The sequence below is a fragment of the Bacillus sp. CFBP9009 genome (assembly GCF_036541465.1).
Lineage (GTDB): Bacteria > Bacillota > Bacilli > Bacillales > DSM-1321 > Peribacillus.
Genome location: NZ_JAZHFU010000002.1, coordinates 1 through 17,600, shown reverse-complemented (window position 1 = coordinate 17,600; position 17,600 = coordinate 1). Strand labels below are relative to the sequence as shown.

General features: G+C 36.5%; 11 protein-coding genes and 3 pseudogenes. All 14 read right to left on the bottom strand.

The window, feature by feature from the left end:
• Positions 1–44: 44 nt before the first annotated feature.
• A pseudogene (locus V3595_RS05250) lies at positions 45–681 on the bottom strand (ABC transporter permease).
• Positions 682–782: 101 nt separating this feature from the next.
• A complete protein-coding gene (locus V3595_RS05245; RefSeq protein WP_485905781.1) occupies positions 783–1,958 on the bottom strand; it encodes an acyl-CoA dehydrogenase family protein in 1,176 nt (391 codons plus the stop codon).
• A gap of 505 nt (positions 1,959–2,463) precedes the next feature.
• Positions 2,464–2,722: pseudogene (locus tag V3595_RS05240) on the bottom strand (transposase); the annotation flags it as partial.
• Between the two features lie 797 nt (positions 2,723–3,519).
• A complete protein-coding gene (locus V3595_RS05235; RefSeq protein ID WP_485905779.1) occupies positions 3,520–5,250 on the bottom strand; it encodes a phospho-sugar mutase in 1,731 nt (576 codons plus the stop codon).
• 319 nt (positions 5,251–5,569) lie between these two features.
• On the bottom strand, positions 5,570–6,025 hold the full coding sequence (locus V3595_RS05230) for an NUDIX hydrolase (protein ID WP_485905777.1): 456 nt from the start codon (positions 6,023–6,025) through the stop codon (positions 5,570–5,572).
• A 93-nt stretch (positions 6,026–6,118) separates the two neighbouring features.
• Positions 6,119–7,300, bottom strand: coding sequence for a glycosyltransferase (locus tag V3595_RS05225; protein WP_485905775.1), 1,182 nt, complete (start codon positions 7,298–7,300; stop codon positions 6,119–6,121).
• The gene (locus V3595_RS05220) at positions 7,300–7,629 is read right to left on the bottom strand and encodes a hypothetical protein (protein WP_485905773.1); all 330 of its coding nucleotides are present in this window, start codon (positions 7,627–7,629) and stop codon (positions 7,300–7,302) included. The genes V3595_RS05225 and V3595_RS05220 overlap by 1 nt, the downstream gene beginning before the upstream one ends.
• Positions 7,630–8,112: 483 nt before the next feature.
• Positions 8,113–9,117, bottom strand: coding sequence for an NAD-dependent epimerase (locus V3595_RS05215; RefSeq protein ID WP_485905771.1), 1,005 nt, complete (start codon positions 9,115–9,117; stop codon positions 8,113–8,115).
• Positions 9,118–9,365: 248 nt separating this feature from the next.
• The gene (locus V3595_RS05210; protein ID WP_485905770.1) at positions 9,366–9,548 is read right to left on the bottom strand and encodes a hypothetical protein; all 183 of its coding nucleotides are present in this window, start codon (positions 9,546–9,548) and stop codon (positions 9,366–9,368) included.
• Positions 9,549–9,642: 94 nt separating this feature from the next.
• Positions 9,643–10,824, bottom strand: coding sequence for a hypothetical protein (locus V3595_RS05205; protein WP_485905768.1), 1,182 nt, complete (start codon positions 10,822–10,824; stop codon positions 9,643–9,645).
• Between the two features lie 9 nt (positions 10,825–10,833).
• A complete protein-coding gene (locus V3595_RS05200) occupies positions 10,834–12,306 on the bottom strand; it encodes a glycosyltransferase (protein ID WP_485905766.1) in 1,473 nt (490 codons plus the stop codon).
• A gap of 378 nt (positions 12,307–12,684) precedes the next feature.
• Entirely contained in the window at positions 12,685–14,004 is a 1,320-nt protein-coding gene (locus V3595_RS05195; RefSeq protein ID WP_485905764.1) for a UDP-glucose dehydrogenase family protein, read from the bottom strand.
• Between the two features lies 1 nt (position 14,005).
• The gene (gene galU / locus V3595_RS05190) at positions 14,006–14,911 is read right to left on the bottom strand and encodes a UTP--glucose-1-phosphate uridylyltransferase GalU (protein WP_061463341.1); all 906 of its coding nucleotides are present in this window, start codon (positions 14,909–14,911) and stop codon (positions 14,006–14,008) included.
• A gap of 1,604 nt (positions 14,912–16,515) precedes the next feature.
• A pseudogene (locus V3595_RS05185) lies at positions 16,516–17,600 on the bottom strand (IS3 family transposase); the annotation flags it as partial.

The window sequence follows — 17,600 nt, the reverse complement described above, 5'->3', positions numbered from 1 at the left end:
AGTAAAACTTGTTTTTCTTATTTTTTTATACATGGTATTCCTCCTCAAGCAACTTCCTTCATACCTTTTAATCCTTTTGGTACGACTTTTCGTTCAATGATCGAGAAAACATAATCCACCAGGATAGCCATGATGATTACCGGTACAGCACCTGCGATGATATATTCTGTTTGGTATAAATTCAAACCAATAAATATGTAATCTCCAAGTCCTCCGCCTCCAATAAAGGAAGCCAATATTGCCCAGCCAATTAAATAAACGGAAGCAGTACGAATCCCAGCCATAATGACGGAAAGTGCAAGTGGAAATTCAACTAGACGAATTCTCTCCCAACTCGTCATCCCGATGCCTCTACCAGATTCATGTAAATTTTTATTTACACCTTTAATGCCTGTATACGTATTCCTGAGAATAGGTAAAAAGAATAGAAAAATAACGCAATAATAGTGGGTGTCTTCCCAACACCGAAGAATGGAATGAAAAATGCTAATACTGCCAAGCTTGGCAACGTCTGCATGATGTTTGCAATTCCAATAATAATAGATGCACTTTTTTTCATACGGGTCAACAAAATGCAAGCGGTACAGCAACTAGTATTCCAAGGAATACAGCAATCATGGATATATATATAAATGCTCCCACGCCTTGTACCCATAAGGTAAACTGTATAAACCTTTTTATTTTAAAAAACTAGTTCATTGTAATTATATTGAAAAAATGGTATAAAAAAAATCCCTCATTTTAATTGAGGGAGTTGATAGATTTATAGTATTAAAGATGAATTAAAACCCGATATTTTTAGCAATCAGGGTTTTTATGGTTTCATCTGTCCCTGTAAAGAATGTTGTCAACGGAATGTCCCGATGACGCCGGGCAATTTTATCGTCACCCATACTTCCGTAACCATCATGTAACTGCATGCACTTATCAGATATTCGCTTAGAAATCTCCGTTATCCAAAGTTTAGCCATCGATACTTCAGTTATGATACTCTCCCCAGTCATATGTTTACATATCAACCCATCAATAAAAGTTCTTCCCAGATGAATATCTGTCGCTATTTCAGCTATGGTAAACTGTGTATTTTTAAATTTACTTATTTTCTTATCAAATGCTTTTTGTCCTTTTATAAAATTCATCGTTAAGTGAAGCATGTCTTTCGCTGCCATTAAAGACCCTATCGCACACATTAGTCTTTCCTGCTGCAGTTTTTGCATGATATATGAAAGGCCTTTCCCTTCCTCCCCAAGGAGGTTGCCAACTGGAACTGAAGCATCATCGAAAAATAGTTCGGCTGTGTCTGAACTTCCCTTTCCTGTTTTACCAAGCTTTCTTCCCCGTGAAAACCCTGGCGTATCTTTATCAATGAGCAGCAAACTGATTCCGTCCTGGGAAGGAACAGCATTAAGATCAGTTTTGCATGCTACTATCATGAAGTCAGCTTTAAAGCCATTTGTGACAAATGTTTTGGCTCCATTCACAATATAATGCCCATCTTTCTTTATGGCTGTGGTTTGTATATCCGCTAATTCCGAACCCATTCCAGGCTCTGTCAATGCAAAGGCAGAAATCATTTCTCCTGTAATGAACTTTGGTAAATACCTTTGTTTTTGATCTATTGTTCCGAATGAGGCAATATAAGGGGCTACAACATCAGAATGAATTGATATTCCTCCTAACGTTGATCCAACCATTTCCAATTCTTCTGCCAGCACAACTGAATATCCAAAATCTGCTCCTATCCCACCGAATTCTACATCAAGCCATGGACATAAAAACCCATTATATCCCATCTTTTTCCAAAACGAGCGAGGTATTCCCCCCTCTTTCTCCCATTGATCATAAAAGGGGACAGCCTCCTTGGCGAGAAATTCACGTATTGATTGTTTAAATAATAAATGTTCTTCCCTCAGGAAGGAGCGGGAATCATCCTTATTGATTGCCATCGTGCTAACCATGGGTTAACCTCCATTCACTAATGGTTTTGTAAAGATACTTCCATGTGAAAATAAATTATAATCCACTACGGATACTCAAGTTAAATATGTTGAACGCCTCGATGTAAACGGTTACAAAAATCAATCATCAAACAATTAAAATGTTCCACAATATTCATGTTCAACAAAAGTATTGAATTCCCTTTTAAAAATCTATTTTTTACCATTTTAAATTATTTGATTATTACTTAACTGCTTTGAATATGGTTTTATCTTATATTCTGTCGAGGTTATTCTTGGAATATAAATGGTAATAATTAAACAAGACTTTTTTACACTCAAATCTCATTGCCTTTTTTGCTTAAAAAAATTGTTGATTTAACAGCCTCAGTTAAAGAAATAAACCAGCTAATAGTATGTCATTATCTTTCTCTAAAATTTCCATTTCCCTTATGATCTACTATTTTGGCCATGCCCAATAACCCTCCAAAACCATTTTGGAAGGATTTTTCTCTGTTTCAGTTAATTAGGCTAAATCTAGGAACGTTTCTTTTCTATTTAATAAGGCGTAAATCCAATGAAGCAACTTATTAATACATGCAACGATTGACACTTTGGCAGGTTTTCCATCGAATTCTATAAGCATTCTGTACCTTGAACTTCTTATGCCGCATAGTACAGCAAGATACAGAGAATGACGTAGTCTCCTCGAACCTTATACGATTATTAGTTGCTGTAAACTTACCCGATCAGTGAACACATGGATCTACTCCAGTGAAGGCAACAAAATTGTTCACTGTCAACTTTGTCCGCAACCGCAATAATTCTAGGTTTCTAAACACGATTATTGACTATTAAATCTTTCCTGATTTATATTAATTCCTTCATAACATCTTTTTTGATAAGAGCAGCTTTTGCAAACTGTTAAGGAATCGGTTTTCAAATACTTTTTGGGTTCTTGTAAAAGATTCTTGATTATGTTGAGGTATTCCAATCCATCCGAAACATCCCTCATGGTTGGAATATATGTTTCTACTTTACCTTCCATAAGCGAGAATATCTCTATTCTTTCCGGCAATTGACCAAATGCCTTTTCACAAAATACCGAAATCATATTATTAAATAAAATTAAGGCACTTTTCTTATAGGGCTTTTTTCATTAGGGACCAACATGAGCGCCAATGCGGACCCTTTATAAAAAAATCTCCCTATTTAGCACCTTTCATAAGGCCCATCCTAGGGCCTGTACAACTGTACTACGTAACGTCATACGGTATCAGCAAGGCTACTATCATAGGGGGGATTTGGAGAATTGAATTAGAATAGTATATTATATTATATGCTCAATACTCCAATTAGTGTCGAATAGTAATACATATCAGCATCAGCCCCCGATACCCTACCACAAACACCCTCATACCCAACCCATGTTGGGATAAGTACCCTGTTCAGCCCCGAAAGGCTGGGTGCTTGATTTAGAAAGTAGTACTAATCTATTGATAGACAAAAAAGGGTCAGCATCCCTTCACATAATAAATGCTGACCCTTTTTTTACGAAGATCCTCTAAATGAGAGTCCTTCTTTAAAGCATTTTATTGATTCTTCTCATAAAGTCTTCCATAATGGTGGATAATTTCCCCTTAGCTTCCTTCATCGAGCTTCCTTGAACACCGAAATAAAATTTAATTTTAGGTTCAGTTCCGGAAGGTCGTAAACATACCCATGTTCCATCATCAAGAAAGTATTTTAATACGTTCGATTTTGGGAGCTTGATGGCCTCTTCCCTATTTGTCCCAAACGTGTATTTTTTCCTGCTGAGATAATCCTCTTGAACCACTACTTTATGACCAGAGATTTGATCTGGTGGATTTTCACGGAATTCATTGAGAATCGCTTGAATTTGTCTGGAACCTTCAATTCCTTTTAAAGTCAACGATCGCAACCCTTCCAAGTAATAGCCATATTTCTCAAAAACATCCAGTAAACCCTCGTACATCGTTTTGCCTTGCTTTTTGTAATAGGCACAGACTTCCACTGCCAGAATAGTCGCCTGTATGGCATCCTTATCTCGAGCAAAATCTTTGATTAGATATCCATAGCTTTCTTCATAGCCAAACAGGAAAGAATGTTCTCCACTTGTGTGGTATTCATTGATTTTTTCAGCAATGAATTTAAATCCAGTTAAAACATCTACCGTTTTTAAACCATTTTGCTCAGAAATCGCCCGTCCTATTTCTGAAGTCACGATGGTCTTTAATACGACTCCATTTTCTGGAAGGGTCCCTTTCTTTTGTTTTTGTGAAATTAAATAATCCAAAAAGAGAGCACCTGTTTGGTTGCCTGTTAATACGACATAATCTCCAGCATTATTTTTCACGCTAATTCCGAGCCTATCCGCATCCGGATCGGTGGCAATCAATAAATCAGCGTCGACTCGGTTTCCAAGCGCGATGGCCAATTCAAAAGCAGCATGTTCCTCTGGATTAGGCGATTTAACAGTAGGAAAGTTAGCATCGGGCATTTCCTGTTCTTTAACAATATGGACATTTCGATATCCTAGATCATGCAAAGCACGTTTTACTGATTTATTGGCTGTACCATGAAGCGGTGTAAACACGAGCTTTACATCGAGTTCATCTGCTAACTTTGGATCTTCCGGAATAGTGAGCAAATGCTCATTATAAGCAGTATCCAGTTCTTCCCCAATGATTTGAATGAGCCCTCTGTCCTTTAGGATTTCTTCTTCCTCCACTACAATGGAAAGCTCATTTTCAATCGCGTTCACGTAATCAATGACTTGATCCGCCGCTTCAGGAGGTAGCTGTGCCCCGTCTGATCCGTACACTTTATACCCATTATATTCAGGCGGATTATGGCTTGCTGTAATGACGATACCGGCAAATGCATTCAGTTTACGTACGGAAAAAGAGAGCTGTGGGGTAGGCCGTAATTCATCAAATACATAAGCTTTAATTCCCATTGTTGCCAAAGTCTTGGCTGCCTCCAATGCAAATTCTGGAGACTTATGTCTTGAATCGTAAGCAATTACGACTCCTCTGGATTTTGCCTCGTTTCCAAACGATTGAATATACTCAGCAAGTCCTACAGTCGCTTTTCGCACGGTATATATGTTCATCCTATTCGTACCTGGACCAATTTCCCCTCGCATACCACCCGTCCCGAATTCCAAATTTTTATAAAAGGCGTCTTCAAGTGCTATCTCATCATCCTTCATTTCTTCAAGCATTAAACGCACTTCATTATCTAAATTTCTGTAACTTGTCCAAATAGTATATATAGACTTCCAGTCCATGAAAAAACAGCTCCTTCCAGCCTGTATGTTTTGCTTTGTTTGGCACGTCTTACTCTTTAACCTTGTAGACATTGTGGCGATCAATTGAGTATGGGGTCGATCTAAAAGCCATCGTTCCTAAAGTATCCAATACGAAATCATTTTTAGCTTCCTTGTGTAGTTCTCAATCATGCAATGGAGTTGTAGAATCGCCAAATATCGTACCTTCCAAAGTAGGTTGATTCATTCATATTCCCAACCAGTACTTTGGAAAGAGCGTCATTTATTCTTCATTACTTCTTTGGAAGAAGAGCGAAAATACGGCTGGTTTCGAAAAAATTCAATTGCGAAATCTTGAATAATTACAAATTTCTTTTTTGATATCGGGATCCATATCTTTTGGCAGCTGATTGATTGGAAAGAATTGTACAGCACTTCCTTCTTTACCATCAGGTTTCAAGGTTCCTTCGATAATTTCATTTGTTGTATAAAAAGCGTTAACAGAATAGAATTGATCTCCATTTGGTAAGTGAATAAAATAGTTTATGCCTGATAAAACTTTTAGAAATTGTAATCGACCAATCGTTAAACCTGTTTCTTCTTTTACTTCACGCAATGCTGTTTCCTCTAATGATTCTCCTAACTCCATAAGTCCCCCTGGTAATCCCCATACTTTTGTATCTGTTCGAAATTGTAATAAAATCTGCCCAAGTGGATTAAATACTAATACTTTTGCCCCTGTTAAAATGACTGGTCTTTTTCCCACAAGCTTGCGTAAATCTTCAATATAGCCCATGTCATTCCCCTTTCTACTTAGATGATAACTATTGGGTATCCTGCTTGTTTTTTCGTAATGATAAATTTTGTTTTTTAATTTTCCTTACCTGATTTATTTTTTCTTTTTCTTTTTCTTTTTCGTTTTCTTTTCCGTTTTCGTTTTCGTTTTCTTTTCCGTTTTCTTTTCCGTTTTCTTTTTCTTTTTCTTTTCCGTTTCCGTTTCCATTGTATTAACGAGAAAGTATAATCTTTGTTGCTCAATAATTTGTTTATTAACATCAAATTTTTCTTCAATGACTTTCCGTGCTTTTTCCGTATAGTCGTTCCAAATCTCTGGATGTTCTAAAAAGAATTGTATGCCTTTCGCTAACTCAATATCATTTTTTTCTGGAGCTAGGTATCCTGTTCTCTGGTGTTCAATTAATTCAGGAATTCCCGCGTGTTGAGTGGAAACGACAGGTAAACCGCTAGCCATTGCTTCTTTTAAGGCATTAGGAATGCCTTCGATATCACCATTTTTAGCTGTCTGACTTGCAAGACAAAAGATATGAGCTTTTTTTAATTCGTTCGAAACTTGTTTTGAACCCATAGCTCCTCTAAGAATCACAACATCTTTAAGGTGATATTCTGCAATAACCGATTTAATTTTTTTCTCATCTTCACCTGCTCCAATAATATGCAGTCTAGCATTTGGATATTGTGTATAAATCCGTTTAAATGCTTTTATCAGAGTAACAAACCCTTTTTTGTCTACAAGTCTACCTACAGATAAAACTCTTATTTCGCCTTCTGTAGGAAGAGTGGGGGTAGAATAGGGGAAAAGATCTAATTCGATACCACCATATAACACATGAATTTTTTCATCCGGAATTCCTAAACTTCTTAATCCTTCTGCAAGATGTTGGCAAACAGGAAAAAAGTGTGCACCATGTTTAATTAATGATGAATATCGCTTAGCATTTTTTCCGAAAATTTCTGGTCTGTCAGAACCATCACGTCCTCTAATGCTAACAATCAAAGGGATATTATATTTTTCACATACAGGCAAAATCTCTTGTCCGTGTGATCCGTGATGAGCATGAATGGCTATGATATCTTGTTCTTTGAAGAAATTTTCTAGATCTTTAATCTTGTTTAAATTATAGTAGTTTTCAAAGGGAAATTCTGTACGGTTGGTATTGTCGAATGGGCCGATTACGATTGAGCGATAGTTACTTATATTTACGATTTGATTATATATAAAACGTTGATGTGTTTTAATGTTTTCACTTACAAAATAAGCAATGGTTTTCATCACACCTCAGTCCCTTTAACAAGAAATTCATTTTTGCTTTTCTCGCGTTCTGCTAAAACTAATAGTTCTTGATAATTGCCTATTTTTCCTTGTACTACAATTTGTTTGACTTGCTTGTGAAATTCATGAGGGAACATAGAATCAGCTTTATAAAAAATGTCTTTGTATGGTAGGTCTTCAGAACAAACTTTAAGGTAGTTTTCAAACAGAGGATTTAATTTGAATAGAAGATCTTTTGCAGAATTACGTGTAAGGGACGTCATGAGAAAATCTGACAAATTATATTCCTTAAGAACTTCCAATGGAGTTTTCATATTTTCAGGGTTCAAATTACTTTCTCCTTTTATTAACTTACATATTTTTTGCTTGCATGTAATTTACCTATCTCTTTTTATTTGATTTTAGGCTTTTACTCATTTTATTTTTAATTATATTGATCTGCTGCCATGTACACTTCAAATCTACTAATATCGAATCTGTCTCCATCAATCGTTTTCCCCATAGACATTTTATAATTTTCAGCATTTCATTAATGGCATCTGTTATTTGACCTTTCATCACCAACTCCAGGATTTATTTTTTCTAAAGTGTCCATGACAGCTAAATTTGACGGTGGATCATTTGATGGTTTTAAACGTTATTGAAACTTCACCTATGCCGAATTATATTTCCTCAAGGCCTGACGCCATTACCTCATCTTTTGTTATCATTATCAAGTTGAGGTGATTGAAATTTTTTAATCTTACTGACTGAAGCAGAGATTCCATCATTATTTTTTCTCCACTAATATAAATTCACTACTTCTTTTTTCCTTATTTATTGTACTTTTTGTACCAATTTACAAAATGAGTTAAACCTTCTTCTATTGTTGTTGAAGGATAGAACCCCACATCAGCATGCAAATCGGCAATATCTGCATAGGTCTCCTTAACATCTCCCGGTTGCATTGGTAAAAATTCTATTTTTGCCTTTTTGCCAATTAGTTTCTCTAATGTGTTAATGAAATCCATTAATTTTATGGGCTTATTGTTACCGATATTATAAATTTTGTATGGGGCATAGCTTGAACTTGAATCAGGATTAGCTCTATCCCATCCAATATTATAAAGCGGTGGTTTATCAAGTAATCGGATTATTCCTTCAACAATATCATCAATATAAGTAAAGTCTCTTCTCATATCTCCATTATTAAAAACCTTTATTGTATTCTCTTCAATAATATTTTTAGTAAAAGAGTAATAAGCCATATCAGGTCTCCCCCATGGACCATACACCGTAAAGAAACGGAGTCCTGTGGTTGGAATATTATATAAATGACTATAAGTATGAGCCATTAATTCATTAGACTTTTTAGTGGCAGCATATAAACTTACTGGATGATCCACTGGGTCTTTGGTTGAGAAGGGGATATTAGTATTTGCTCCATATACAGAACTGGAGGATGCATAAATTAAGTGCTTTACATTATTTTGTCGACAGACCTCTAAGATATTTACAAACCCAACTAGGTTGGAATTAACATAAGAATCCGGATTGTCTATGCTATAACGTACTCCAGCCTGAGCTGCTAAGTTGATGACTATATCAATGGTTCTGTCTTTAAATAATTGATTTAATTTTTCTTTATTTGACAAATCCATTTTGTGGAATTCAAAATCAGGGTTTTCTTTTAATATCTTGAGTCGATTGTTTTTTAAAAAAACATCATAATAATCATTAACATTGTCTACTCCTATAACATTGATATCTAGGGCTAACAAACGTTTTGTTAAATGGAAACCAATGAATCCTGCAGCCCCCGTTACTAAAATGTTCATAGCATTAATTCCAATCCTTTCTATTACAATAGAGTTTTGACACCTTTCCGGAACATTGAGTAAGCATTCGTAATACATTGATACTTCCGATCCTTTACAACAACAGAACAAATTTCATTATGGCGGATATAAAGAGGAGGCAAACTCAAAATCTTCATTGGGGAGAGACTTACGTTTTATTCGTAATCCACCAATTATCCTTTTTCGCTTTAAGCCTTTGAGTTTTTCACTCTTATACCCGCTGTGAACTAGCACTTACGGATGAAGTTTAAGCTAAAACGATCTTGAAAACCGTTGAATGCGAAATCACCATAGGTTGTTTTCAGAAATCGCTCCCTTTCCGCCGATTGTCTGCCAAGCCTCCTCGCCGCAAACGTCTGTGGGGTCTCGGCTAGCCAGTTTTCCGGCAGGAGTGTCGCAAATTTCTTCAAACTAATGCTCCTTTTTTGTGATAACTAAAACTTCAACAAATAGGCGTAACATCTTTTTACATTTTTTCGTAAGGTTCCAATTACATAACTATGATTATACAAGCGTATTATCATTTTCATTTAATGGGATTGGTGTTTTTGTCCATTCAGCATACGTACCAGGATCTATCGCCTTCACTTGTTCTAGAAAAGAATCTAAAAAATTTCTTTCTCGCAGGTCTTTAAATAACTCGAGAGGTCTTTTTTGGTCACGTGAAAACGAGTACACATGGTCGACTAATTTAAAACCATTCCTAGTTATAATAATATGCCGTAATGGGGCATCAATTTGTTTGAAACCTGATTTTTCCATTGTTTTTAATATATAGAGTAATCGTTTTGTTATATCCTCAGAAAGTACAGATTGTTTTTTAAGAAACGTATTTAAATCTGGTCCTAATAGATATTCCATTAAAATATAATTTGGTCCTGTTTCAAAGACTTTCGGGATAAAAGGCAAGTCTTGACTTGATAAAAGAACCATTTTTTCCTGATTTGCATGTTCAGTTTTTCCGTAAAGTTTGACGCATGTGTCTTCAGACACTCGATAAACAGCACCTTGATGCCCTTTTCCAATGAGTGTTTGTGTAATAGCGCTATCCACTTTCACTCCACTCCCTGACCCTCCTGAGAGGACGGGAATGTTTCTAAAGTCCAAACTATTTTGATTGAAATAATCCTCCCACTCATTGAAGGTGTCCGGTTCGAGTTTTTTCACTTGGGCTAAGAACGAGTCCTTTAAAAGGATTATTTTTAAATCCCTTAATAATTTTAATGGTACAGGATGCATTCTTTTAAAGGAATTTACATGGTCAATCACCTTAAGTTCCTCATTACCAACGACAAAAATATGGCGTAGGGGGGCATCTATCATGGTGAATTTTGCTTGTTTTAATTCCCTTAATATATAGAGAAGTTTCTTTACTATAGAATCAGGGATATACGTACAATTTCTCAGGTATTCTTTTAAGGTTGGAGCATTAAAATATTCCATGACTATATAGTTTGGTCCTGTTTCATATACCAAAGGCATAAAGGGTAGATCTTTTCCAGCTTTAAGAGCTTCTTCCTCCATTTTTGCTTGTACTGGGTCTGAATAGATTTTTACACATTTATCTTCTGAAAGTTTAAAAACTGCACCTTGAGCACCCATTCCAATCAGAGAATAGGTAGTGGGATTGTGAATTTCCAAAGATTTTTCACCTTTGGTTACAGTAATGGTTTTAAAATTCTCCATGATTTCCTCCTAAGTGCTCATCTTTTGAAACTGTTGAATTTTATTAAGGGCTTTTTTGACTTTTTCGGCTTTTTGAGCCTTTTTTTCTTTTTTACGAGATGCTATTGTTTCATCATTACCTTTAGCCTTCTGTTGAATTTTATCTTTTTTGTCTTTTTTATTAGATGCTACAAGTTCATCTTTGACCTTATCTTTAGTCTGCTGTTGAAGCTGTTGTAGCTGTGGAAGCTCTTTACGCTCTGGAAGCTGTTGTAGCTGTTGTAGCTGTTGCATATAAATAAGGACTTTTCTGGCTAAATCGGCTTTTTTTCTAGGCCCTATTGTTTCGCCATCATACTTACCTTGCTGTTGAGGCTGTTTAGTCTCCTTAAGGGTTTTTTCATCTATTTGGCGAGGTGTTACTGAATTTTGTTTACCTACTTTATAAAGGGCTACAAGTTCATCATAAAATTCAGCTTGTTGTTGAAGCTGTTTGACGAGGTTAAAGTTTTGTTCGACTTTTTGACGAGCAGCTACTGTATATGTTTCCCAAATCTCTCTGTTAGTTAGCATAAATTCAAGAGCATCTGCCAGTTCATCTACATTGTTTTCTTGTACTAAAACCCCCTCTTTGTTATTTGTTATTAATTCAGGGATGCCGGCATGATTGGTCGAAATCACTGGTACTCCAATCGCCATGGCTTCTTTTAATGTATTAGGTATACCTTCTACATCTCCATTGGCAGCTTCTAAGCTCGCGGCGCAAAATATATCTGCATTGGTCATTTGTTCTCGTACTTGATCTTTCGGGAGATGATTTAATAAACGAAAAGAGTCTCCTAAATTAAGTTGATTTGCCAATGAAATGAGATATTCTTCAAGCTCCCCTCTTCCGATAATCGTCAGGGTTGCATTTGGAAATTTACCTCTGATTTTTTGAAATGCTTGCATTAAGATGTGATGTCCTTTTTTTTCCACCAACCTACCGATGGATAAAATGTTTTGAGCGCCCCCTTTTTGTGGAGTCCGGTAATTGAATTCGTTAAGGTCAACGCCCCCATATAGCACTCTAATTTTTTCTGAAGGACAACCCCAAGCTATTAACCTATCTGCTAAATACTGACAAACTGGAAAAAAACGCTCACCTCGATCAAATAGCATTTTCATGTTATCTAGATAGCCAATGGGCTGATTAGCTAGGGTTGCATCCCTGCCTCTTATACTTGTAACCAACGGAAGGTTTGTTTCCTCTTTAAAAGGTAGTAATAACATCCCTAATTGACCATGGTGAGCATGTAAGAGGGAGATATTATTTCTTTTCACATATTCTTTTGGTGAAAAAATTTCATTGAGGTAATGAACCTTCTCATTCAAGAGGGAAAGATCTATCATATACTTAGGTTGTCGTACCATATGAATATAATCATAATCAGGAACTTCTCGAATCTGTGAGATATATTGGGTCGGGTCAACTCTTAAATTCAAATGCATAACTGTGTGCAAATAAATGATCTCCTTTCATGCATAGTAAGCAAATTTCCTGGACCTTTTCAAGTATATTATGCAGGACTCTATAGGTACGCATGGACTAATAACATACAGTAAAGCTAAATTGCAGAGAGTATGCGTTTGCCTAATACAAAGGGGATTGAAGTAAGTACCATGACACAAGATTATTTGCAAACAAATGATAATAAATATAACATGTTAAAAGTTGACGTTGATCTATGGTTCTAATGGTCGATGAAGATATTTCTTCTATTTAAGAAATATAAAAAAGCACCCAAGAACTATTAAAGGTGCTGCATTGCCAGTTTGAACTTAATATATTCTTTATAAAATCATGTTCGAGTTAATGAAGTGTTAGAAAATGTTTTCGCTTTATGTCATACCAATAACAATTGCTGGTCTTCCTATTGGATAATATTCAATTTTCTTGCAAGCTCTGATTCGATTTTCTTCAAGACAATTTCTACCATCAAAAACAATCGGTTGTCTCATTGTGTTCATCAATGTCTCCAGATCTAAATGTCTAAACTCATTCCATTCGGTAACAATAAATACAGCATCCGCATCCACTGTCGCTTCGCGGACTGAGCTGGCAAATCTAATTGTATCCCCTAATATGTTCTTCGCATTATCTATTGCAACCGGATCATAAGCTACCACTTCTGCTCCAAGTTTGGTTAATGAACGCGCAATTTTTATTGATGGTGCTTCCCTCATATCGTCTGTCTCTGGCTTGAAAGCAAGACCAAGCATTGCAACCTTTTTCCCTTTTAAATCCCCCAAGCGATTTATCGCTTTCGTTACAAGGAGTTCCTGCTGAAAATCATTAATCGCTACTGTTTCTTTTAACAGGGAAAAATGTACTCCATTTAACTTGGCAGTATGAAGCAACGCTTTAACATCCTTTGGAAAACAAGATCCTCCATAACCAATACCGGGCTGTAAAAAAGCTTCTCCAATCCTTTTATCTTTTCCCATTCCCTTTGCTACATCTTTAACATCTGCACCTACTACTCCGCATAAATTGGCAACTTCATTGATAAAGCTAATCTTAGTCGCCAAAAAGGCATTAGATGCATACTTAATCATTTCCGCACTTCGAATACTTGTTAGTATAAATGGTACATTTAACGGACGATACATTTCTTGTACTTTCTTAGCAGCCTCATCATTTTCAGAACCGATGATGATTCGATCTGCTTGCATCGTATCCATAACGGCTGACCCTTGTCTTAAAAATTCAGGATTTGAAACCATATTAAAGGTGACACTTTCGTTACAAAGTTCTTCAATAATTCTTTTAATAAAATCATTCGTACCAACTGGCACAGTACTCTTTATAACGACTACTGAACTCTGTACCAGGTTCGCAGCAATATCCTTCGCGGCTTGCACAATATATGATAAATCTGCTCCCCCATCCTCCATTTGCGGTGTTCCTACGGCAATGATGATAATCTCAGCACCATTTAGCGCTTCTCGATGAGATGTTGTAAATAGCAGTCTACCCGCTGCAGCATTTTGAGCAAGCAAATTCTCCAGACCCGGTTCATATATTGGAGAAATCCCTTGACGTAGACTTTTAATTTTCTGTTCATCTGTATCGATACAAATGACACTATGCCCTATTTCTGACAAACAAACACCCGTGGACAGCCCGACATAACCTGTACCCAAAACAGCTATTTTCATATTATTCAAGCTCTCTCTTTATAATTTGAAGGTTTTCTTTCTTATTTACATCCCTTAAATAGGAAAGTACCTCGTCTCTTATATCATCCCTGCGTAAAGCAAAGTCTATTGTTGCCTTAATGAATCCAACTTTATCACCAATATCATATCGGTTTCCCTCAAAGTTATATGCTAATACGGCCTGCTGCTTATTTAGCTCATTTATGGCATCAGTAAGTTGTAATTCATTACCATGTCCAACCGGAAGCATTGACATTGTTTCAAAAATCTCAGGTCTAAAAACATAACGCCCCATTATCGCATATCTGGAAGGAGCCTCTTCCCTTTTCGGTTTTTCCACCAAAGAATCAATATGAAAAAGGTTAGGCTCAATCATTGTCCCTTTTGGCTTAATAATTCCATATTTACTGACATCCTTTTCCGGTACATTCTGAACAGCTACGACGGAACTGTTACAATACTCAAAAACACTGATGATTTGTTTCAGACAGGGTGTTTCAGACATAACGATGTCATCCCCTAACAAAACAGCAAAAGGTTCATTTCCAATGAAGCTTTTAGCACAGAGAATTGCATGTCCTAGCCCCATCGGTTCCTTTTGGCGGACATAATAGATATTTGCCAAACTAGATATTTTCTGAACTTCCTCTAAAATATCGAGCTGATTTTTTCTTAAAAGTGCATCTTCCAACTCATAGGATTTATCAAAATGATCCTCTATTGATCTTTTTCCTCTACCGATTATGATAATAATTTCCTCTATACCTGAAGCTACTGCTTCTTCAACAATATATTGAATCGTTGGTTTATCAACAATCGGCAGCATTTCCTTAGCCTGAGCTTTTGTTGCAGGCAAAAATCGGGTCCCGAGGCCTGCGGCCGGAATAATAGCCTTTCGGATTTTCATAAGCTGCCTCCCTTTTGTCATTCATTAATCCTTTATATGCAATAGGACAACTTTCGGTCTAGTTAGTAGCCCAATTAGTCCATTTTTATTTAACAGGGACTAGTAGGCTATACATGTAAGAATCCCAATCTGGCTGTGGCCGAGCCTCGCAACCTGTCGGTTACGTGCCAATTTAAAAACTCCATTACACTTTTTATGCAATGGAGTTACCATGGTTTTGGTGTAATGGTCGATAAACGGTTTGGATAAACTACTGTGTGAGCTTTTTGGCGGTTCAGTAGCCTAAACGATTTCCTTTTTTTCTTTCTTTGAAAAACTCCAGCTGTCAGAAATGAGAGCAACAATTTCTTTGATTAAAATAATGGGTATCGCAGGTCCCGTTTTTAGTGACGAATAATTTATAAGGGGTTTTTTCATAAATACCTTTCCATTCCCCTTTATATCAAAATATATGATGGACTGTATTCATGATTTTGAGGGGGAAATTTTTACTGATAAATTCTTAATTCTAATATTTGAGAAGACAATAAAAAGGGGAGGTTTATTAACCCTCTCCATTTTTAATTAAATTGTTATCAGGCGTGATTATTAAGAGTACGATCTATGTTGAAATGGTTATTGTTTAGGCATATTATTAACTAGCTCCTAGAGCAGCAACTCTTATCATCCTTGTAGAGGTTAAGGCAACACTACTACTTTCTCCGTACATGAAGAGCAAAACTTGGCATATTGGATACATTTCTAATGAATCATTCCACTCAATTTGCCGCCATCGGCTGGGTCCCATGGGCTATTTCTGCAGGAACACGCCATACACCAACTATTCGATATCTTTGAAGTTGGTTTCTATACCCTTTTGAAGAGTCTCAAATAATTAAGGATGCACATTTGTCGGACAGGAGTGGGGAATACTGTGAAATCGGCCTCCGTGTCGGGGACCTGCTCCGACTAACCACGCAACAGATCCTGGAACTCAAAGGCAAACAAAACAAGATCTCCGGGTTAAGGAAGGCAAAACAAAAAAAATCCGCGTTATGTATTTCGCGAATTGCTTTCAGGAGGTCTGTTGCTATGCCAAAAACGTCCAGAGTCCCTCTATTTATTCCCGTCCAGAAAGGGAGACCTAACTCAGGCCTACAGGCAGTTAAATTAGGCTGCAGAGTTTGCTGGCGTGGAGTATGTCAGAAATCATACCTTACGAAAGACATTTGGCTATTAGTTTTACAAAGCCACGAAGGATATTACCATGCTGCAACATATCCTGCATCATTCCTATCCTTCTGTCACCCTACGCTACATGGGTATTACCGAAGAAAAAACAAACAATGTACTAAAAACATTTAGCGTTTTCATTATTAAAAAATAAAAATGACGCATTCAAAACGTTTGTACAATGTAAGTTCTTGAAACTAGTTCGTAGTTTTACGAACGTTAAAAATGGCTGTCTCAGGAAAAAACGCCACCGTTCGCGAACGTGTACTTTTACGAACGGGAGTAAATTTCGCAAATTTATATAGTCTAAGAGAATTCCAACCTAAAAAGTCGAACTCCTTTACGTGAACTGACCCCATAAAGTTAAACAGGTTATCTCGTTAGACAGCTTGTTAGGCATGAGCTCGGTTTTGTACCGGGCTCATGTCTTTTAATTTTGCCTTGATTCGTTTTGATTATAGTATTCTATATATTTTGCTAGTTCTTGTTTAAAGTGTTCCACACTTTCAAATTCTTTTAGATAAAGAAGTTCCGATTTCATGATACCAAAGAAATTTTCCATAACAGCGTTATCGTAACAATTCCCTTTGTGAGACATACTTTGCGTAATGCCACGCTCCCTAAGGTCATTACGGTATTGTTTCATTTGATAATGCCAGCCTTGATTTGAATGAATAAGGAGAGTATCCTCGTCTGTTAACCGTTCAAAAGCTTGATGAGTGAGTAGGTGTTGGTCTTAAACCGATTGTATTCGTAATGATTTCTCCATTAAATAAGTCCAATATCGGCGATAAATATAGCTTTTCTCCAAATAATTTAAACTCTGTAATATCCGTAACCCATTTCTCATTTGGTTTTTCAGCTTTGAAATTGCGATCTAAAATATTTAGTGCAATCTTGCCCACAGTCCCTTTGTAAGAGCGATATTTTTTTCATACGGACAAGACATTTTAGCCCTAGTTCTTTCATGATACGCTGTACCTTTTTTTGTGGTTTACTTTGTGTCCGCGATTTTTAAGTTCATCACGAATACGACGGTAACCAAACCGACCCTCATGTTCATCGAAAACAGATTTAATCAATACTTTCAGTTATGCATCTGGGTCAGGACGACCGAAGTTCTTTACCCAATAGTAATACATGCTACGAGAAATGTTTGCGAGCTGTATAAGTGCTTTCACCGGGAATGCATTCCTTAATTCATAGACTACTTGTGCTTTGTCTTGTTTGGTGATTTTTCCTTGTTTTGAACTAAGGCATTCGACTTTTTTAAATAGGCATTCTCCATACGTAAACGTTCATTCTCCGCCTGTAAAGCCTCTATTGATCTCATCGGGTACTTGAGTACTTGATGTCTTATTTTTCTTGGATGGACGCCCCCTTTTCTTTGATTGTAGGGCATCAAATCCTCCTGTTTCATAAGCAATTTTCCATTTTCGAAGTGTTTCATAAGATGGAATATTAAAAATCGCCGCTG

Bases quoted from the DNA above. Each gene is read 5' to 3' on its own strand.
- V3595_RS05245 (WP_485905781.1), bottom strand. From the start codon at position 1,958: ATGGTTAGCACGATGGCAATCAATAAGGATGATTCCCGCTCCTTCCTG.
- V3595_RS05235 (WP_485905779.1), bottom strand. From the start codon at position 5,250: ATGGACTGGAAGTCTATATATACTATTTGGACAAGTTACAGAAATTTA.
- V3595_RS05230 (WP_485905777.1), bottom strand. From the start codon at position 6,025: ATGGGCTATATTGAAGATTTACGCAAGCTTGTGGGAAAAAGACCAGTC.
- V3595_RS05225 (WP_485905775.1), bottom strand. From the start codon at position 7,300: ATGAAAACCATTGCTTATTTTGTAAGTGAAAACATTAAAACACATCAA.
- V3595_RS05215 (WP_485905771.1), bottom strand. From the start codon at position 9,117: ATGAACATTTTAGTAACGGGGGCTGCAGGATTCATTGGTTTCCATTTA.
- V3595_RS05205 (WP_485905768.1), bottom strand. From the start codon at position 10,824: ATGGAGAATTTTAAAACCATTACTGTAACCAAAGGTGAAAAATCTTTG.
- V3595_RS05195 (WP_485905764.1), bottom strand. From the start codon at position 14,004: ATGAAAATAGCTGTTTTGGGTACAGGTTATGTCGGGCTGTCCACGGGT.
- galU (WP_061463341.1), bottom strand. From the start codon at position 14,911: ATGAAAATCCGAAAGGCTATTATTCCGGCCGCAGGCCTCGGGACCCGA.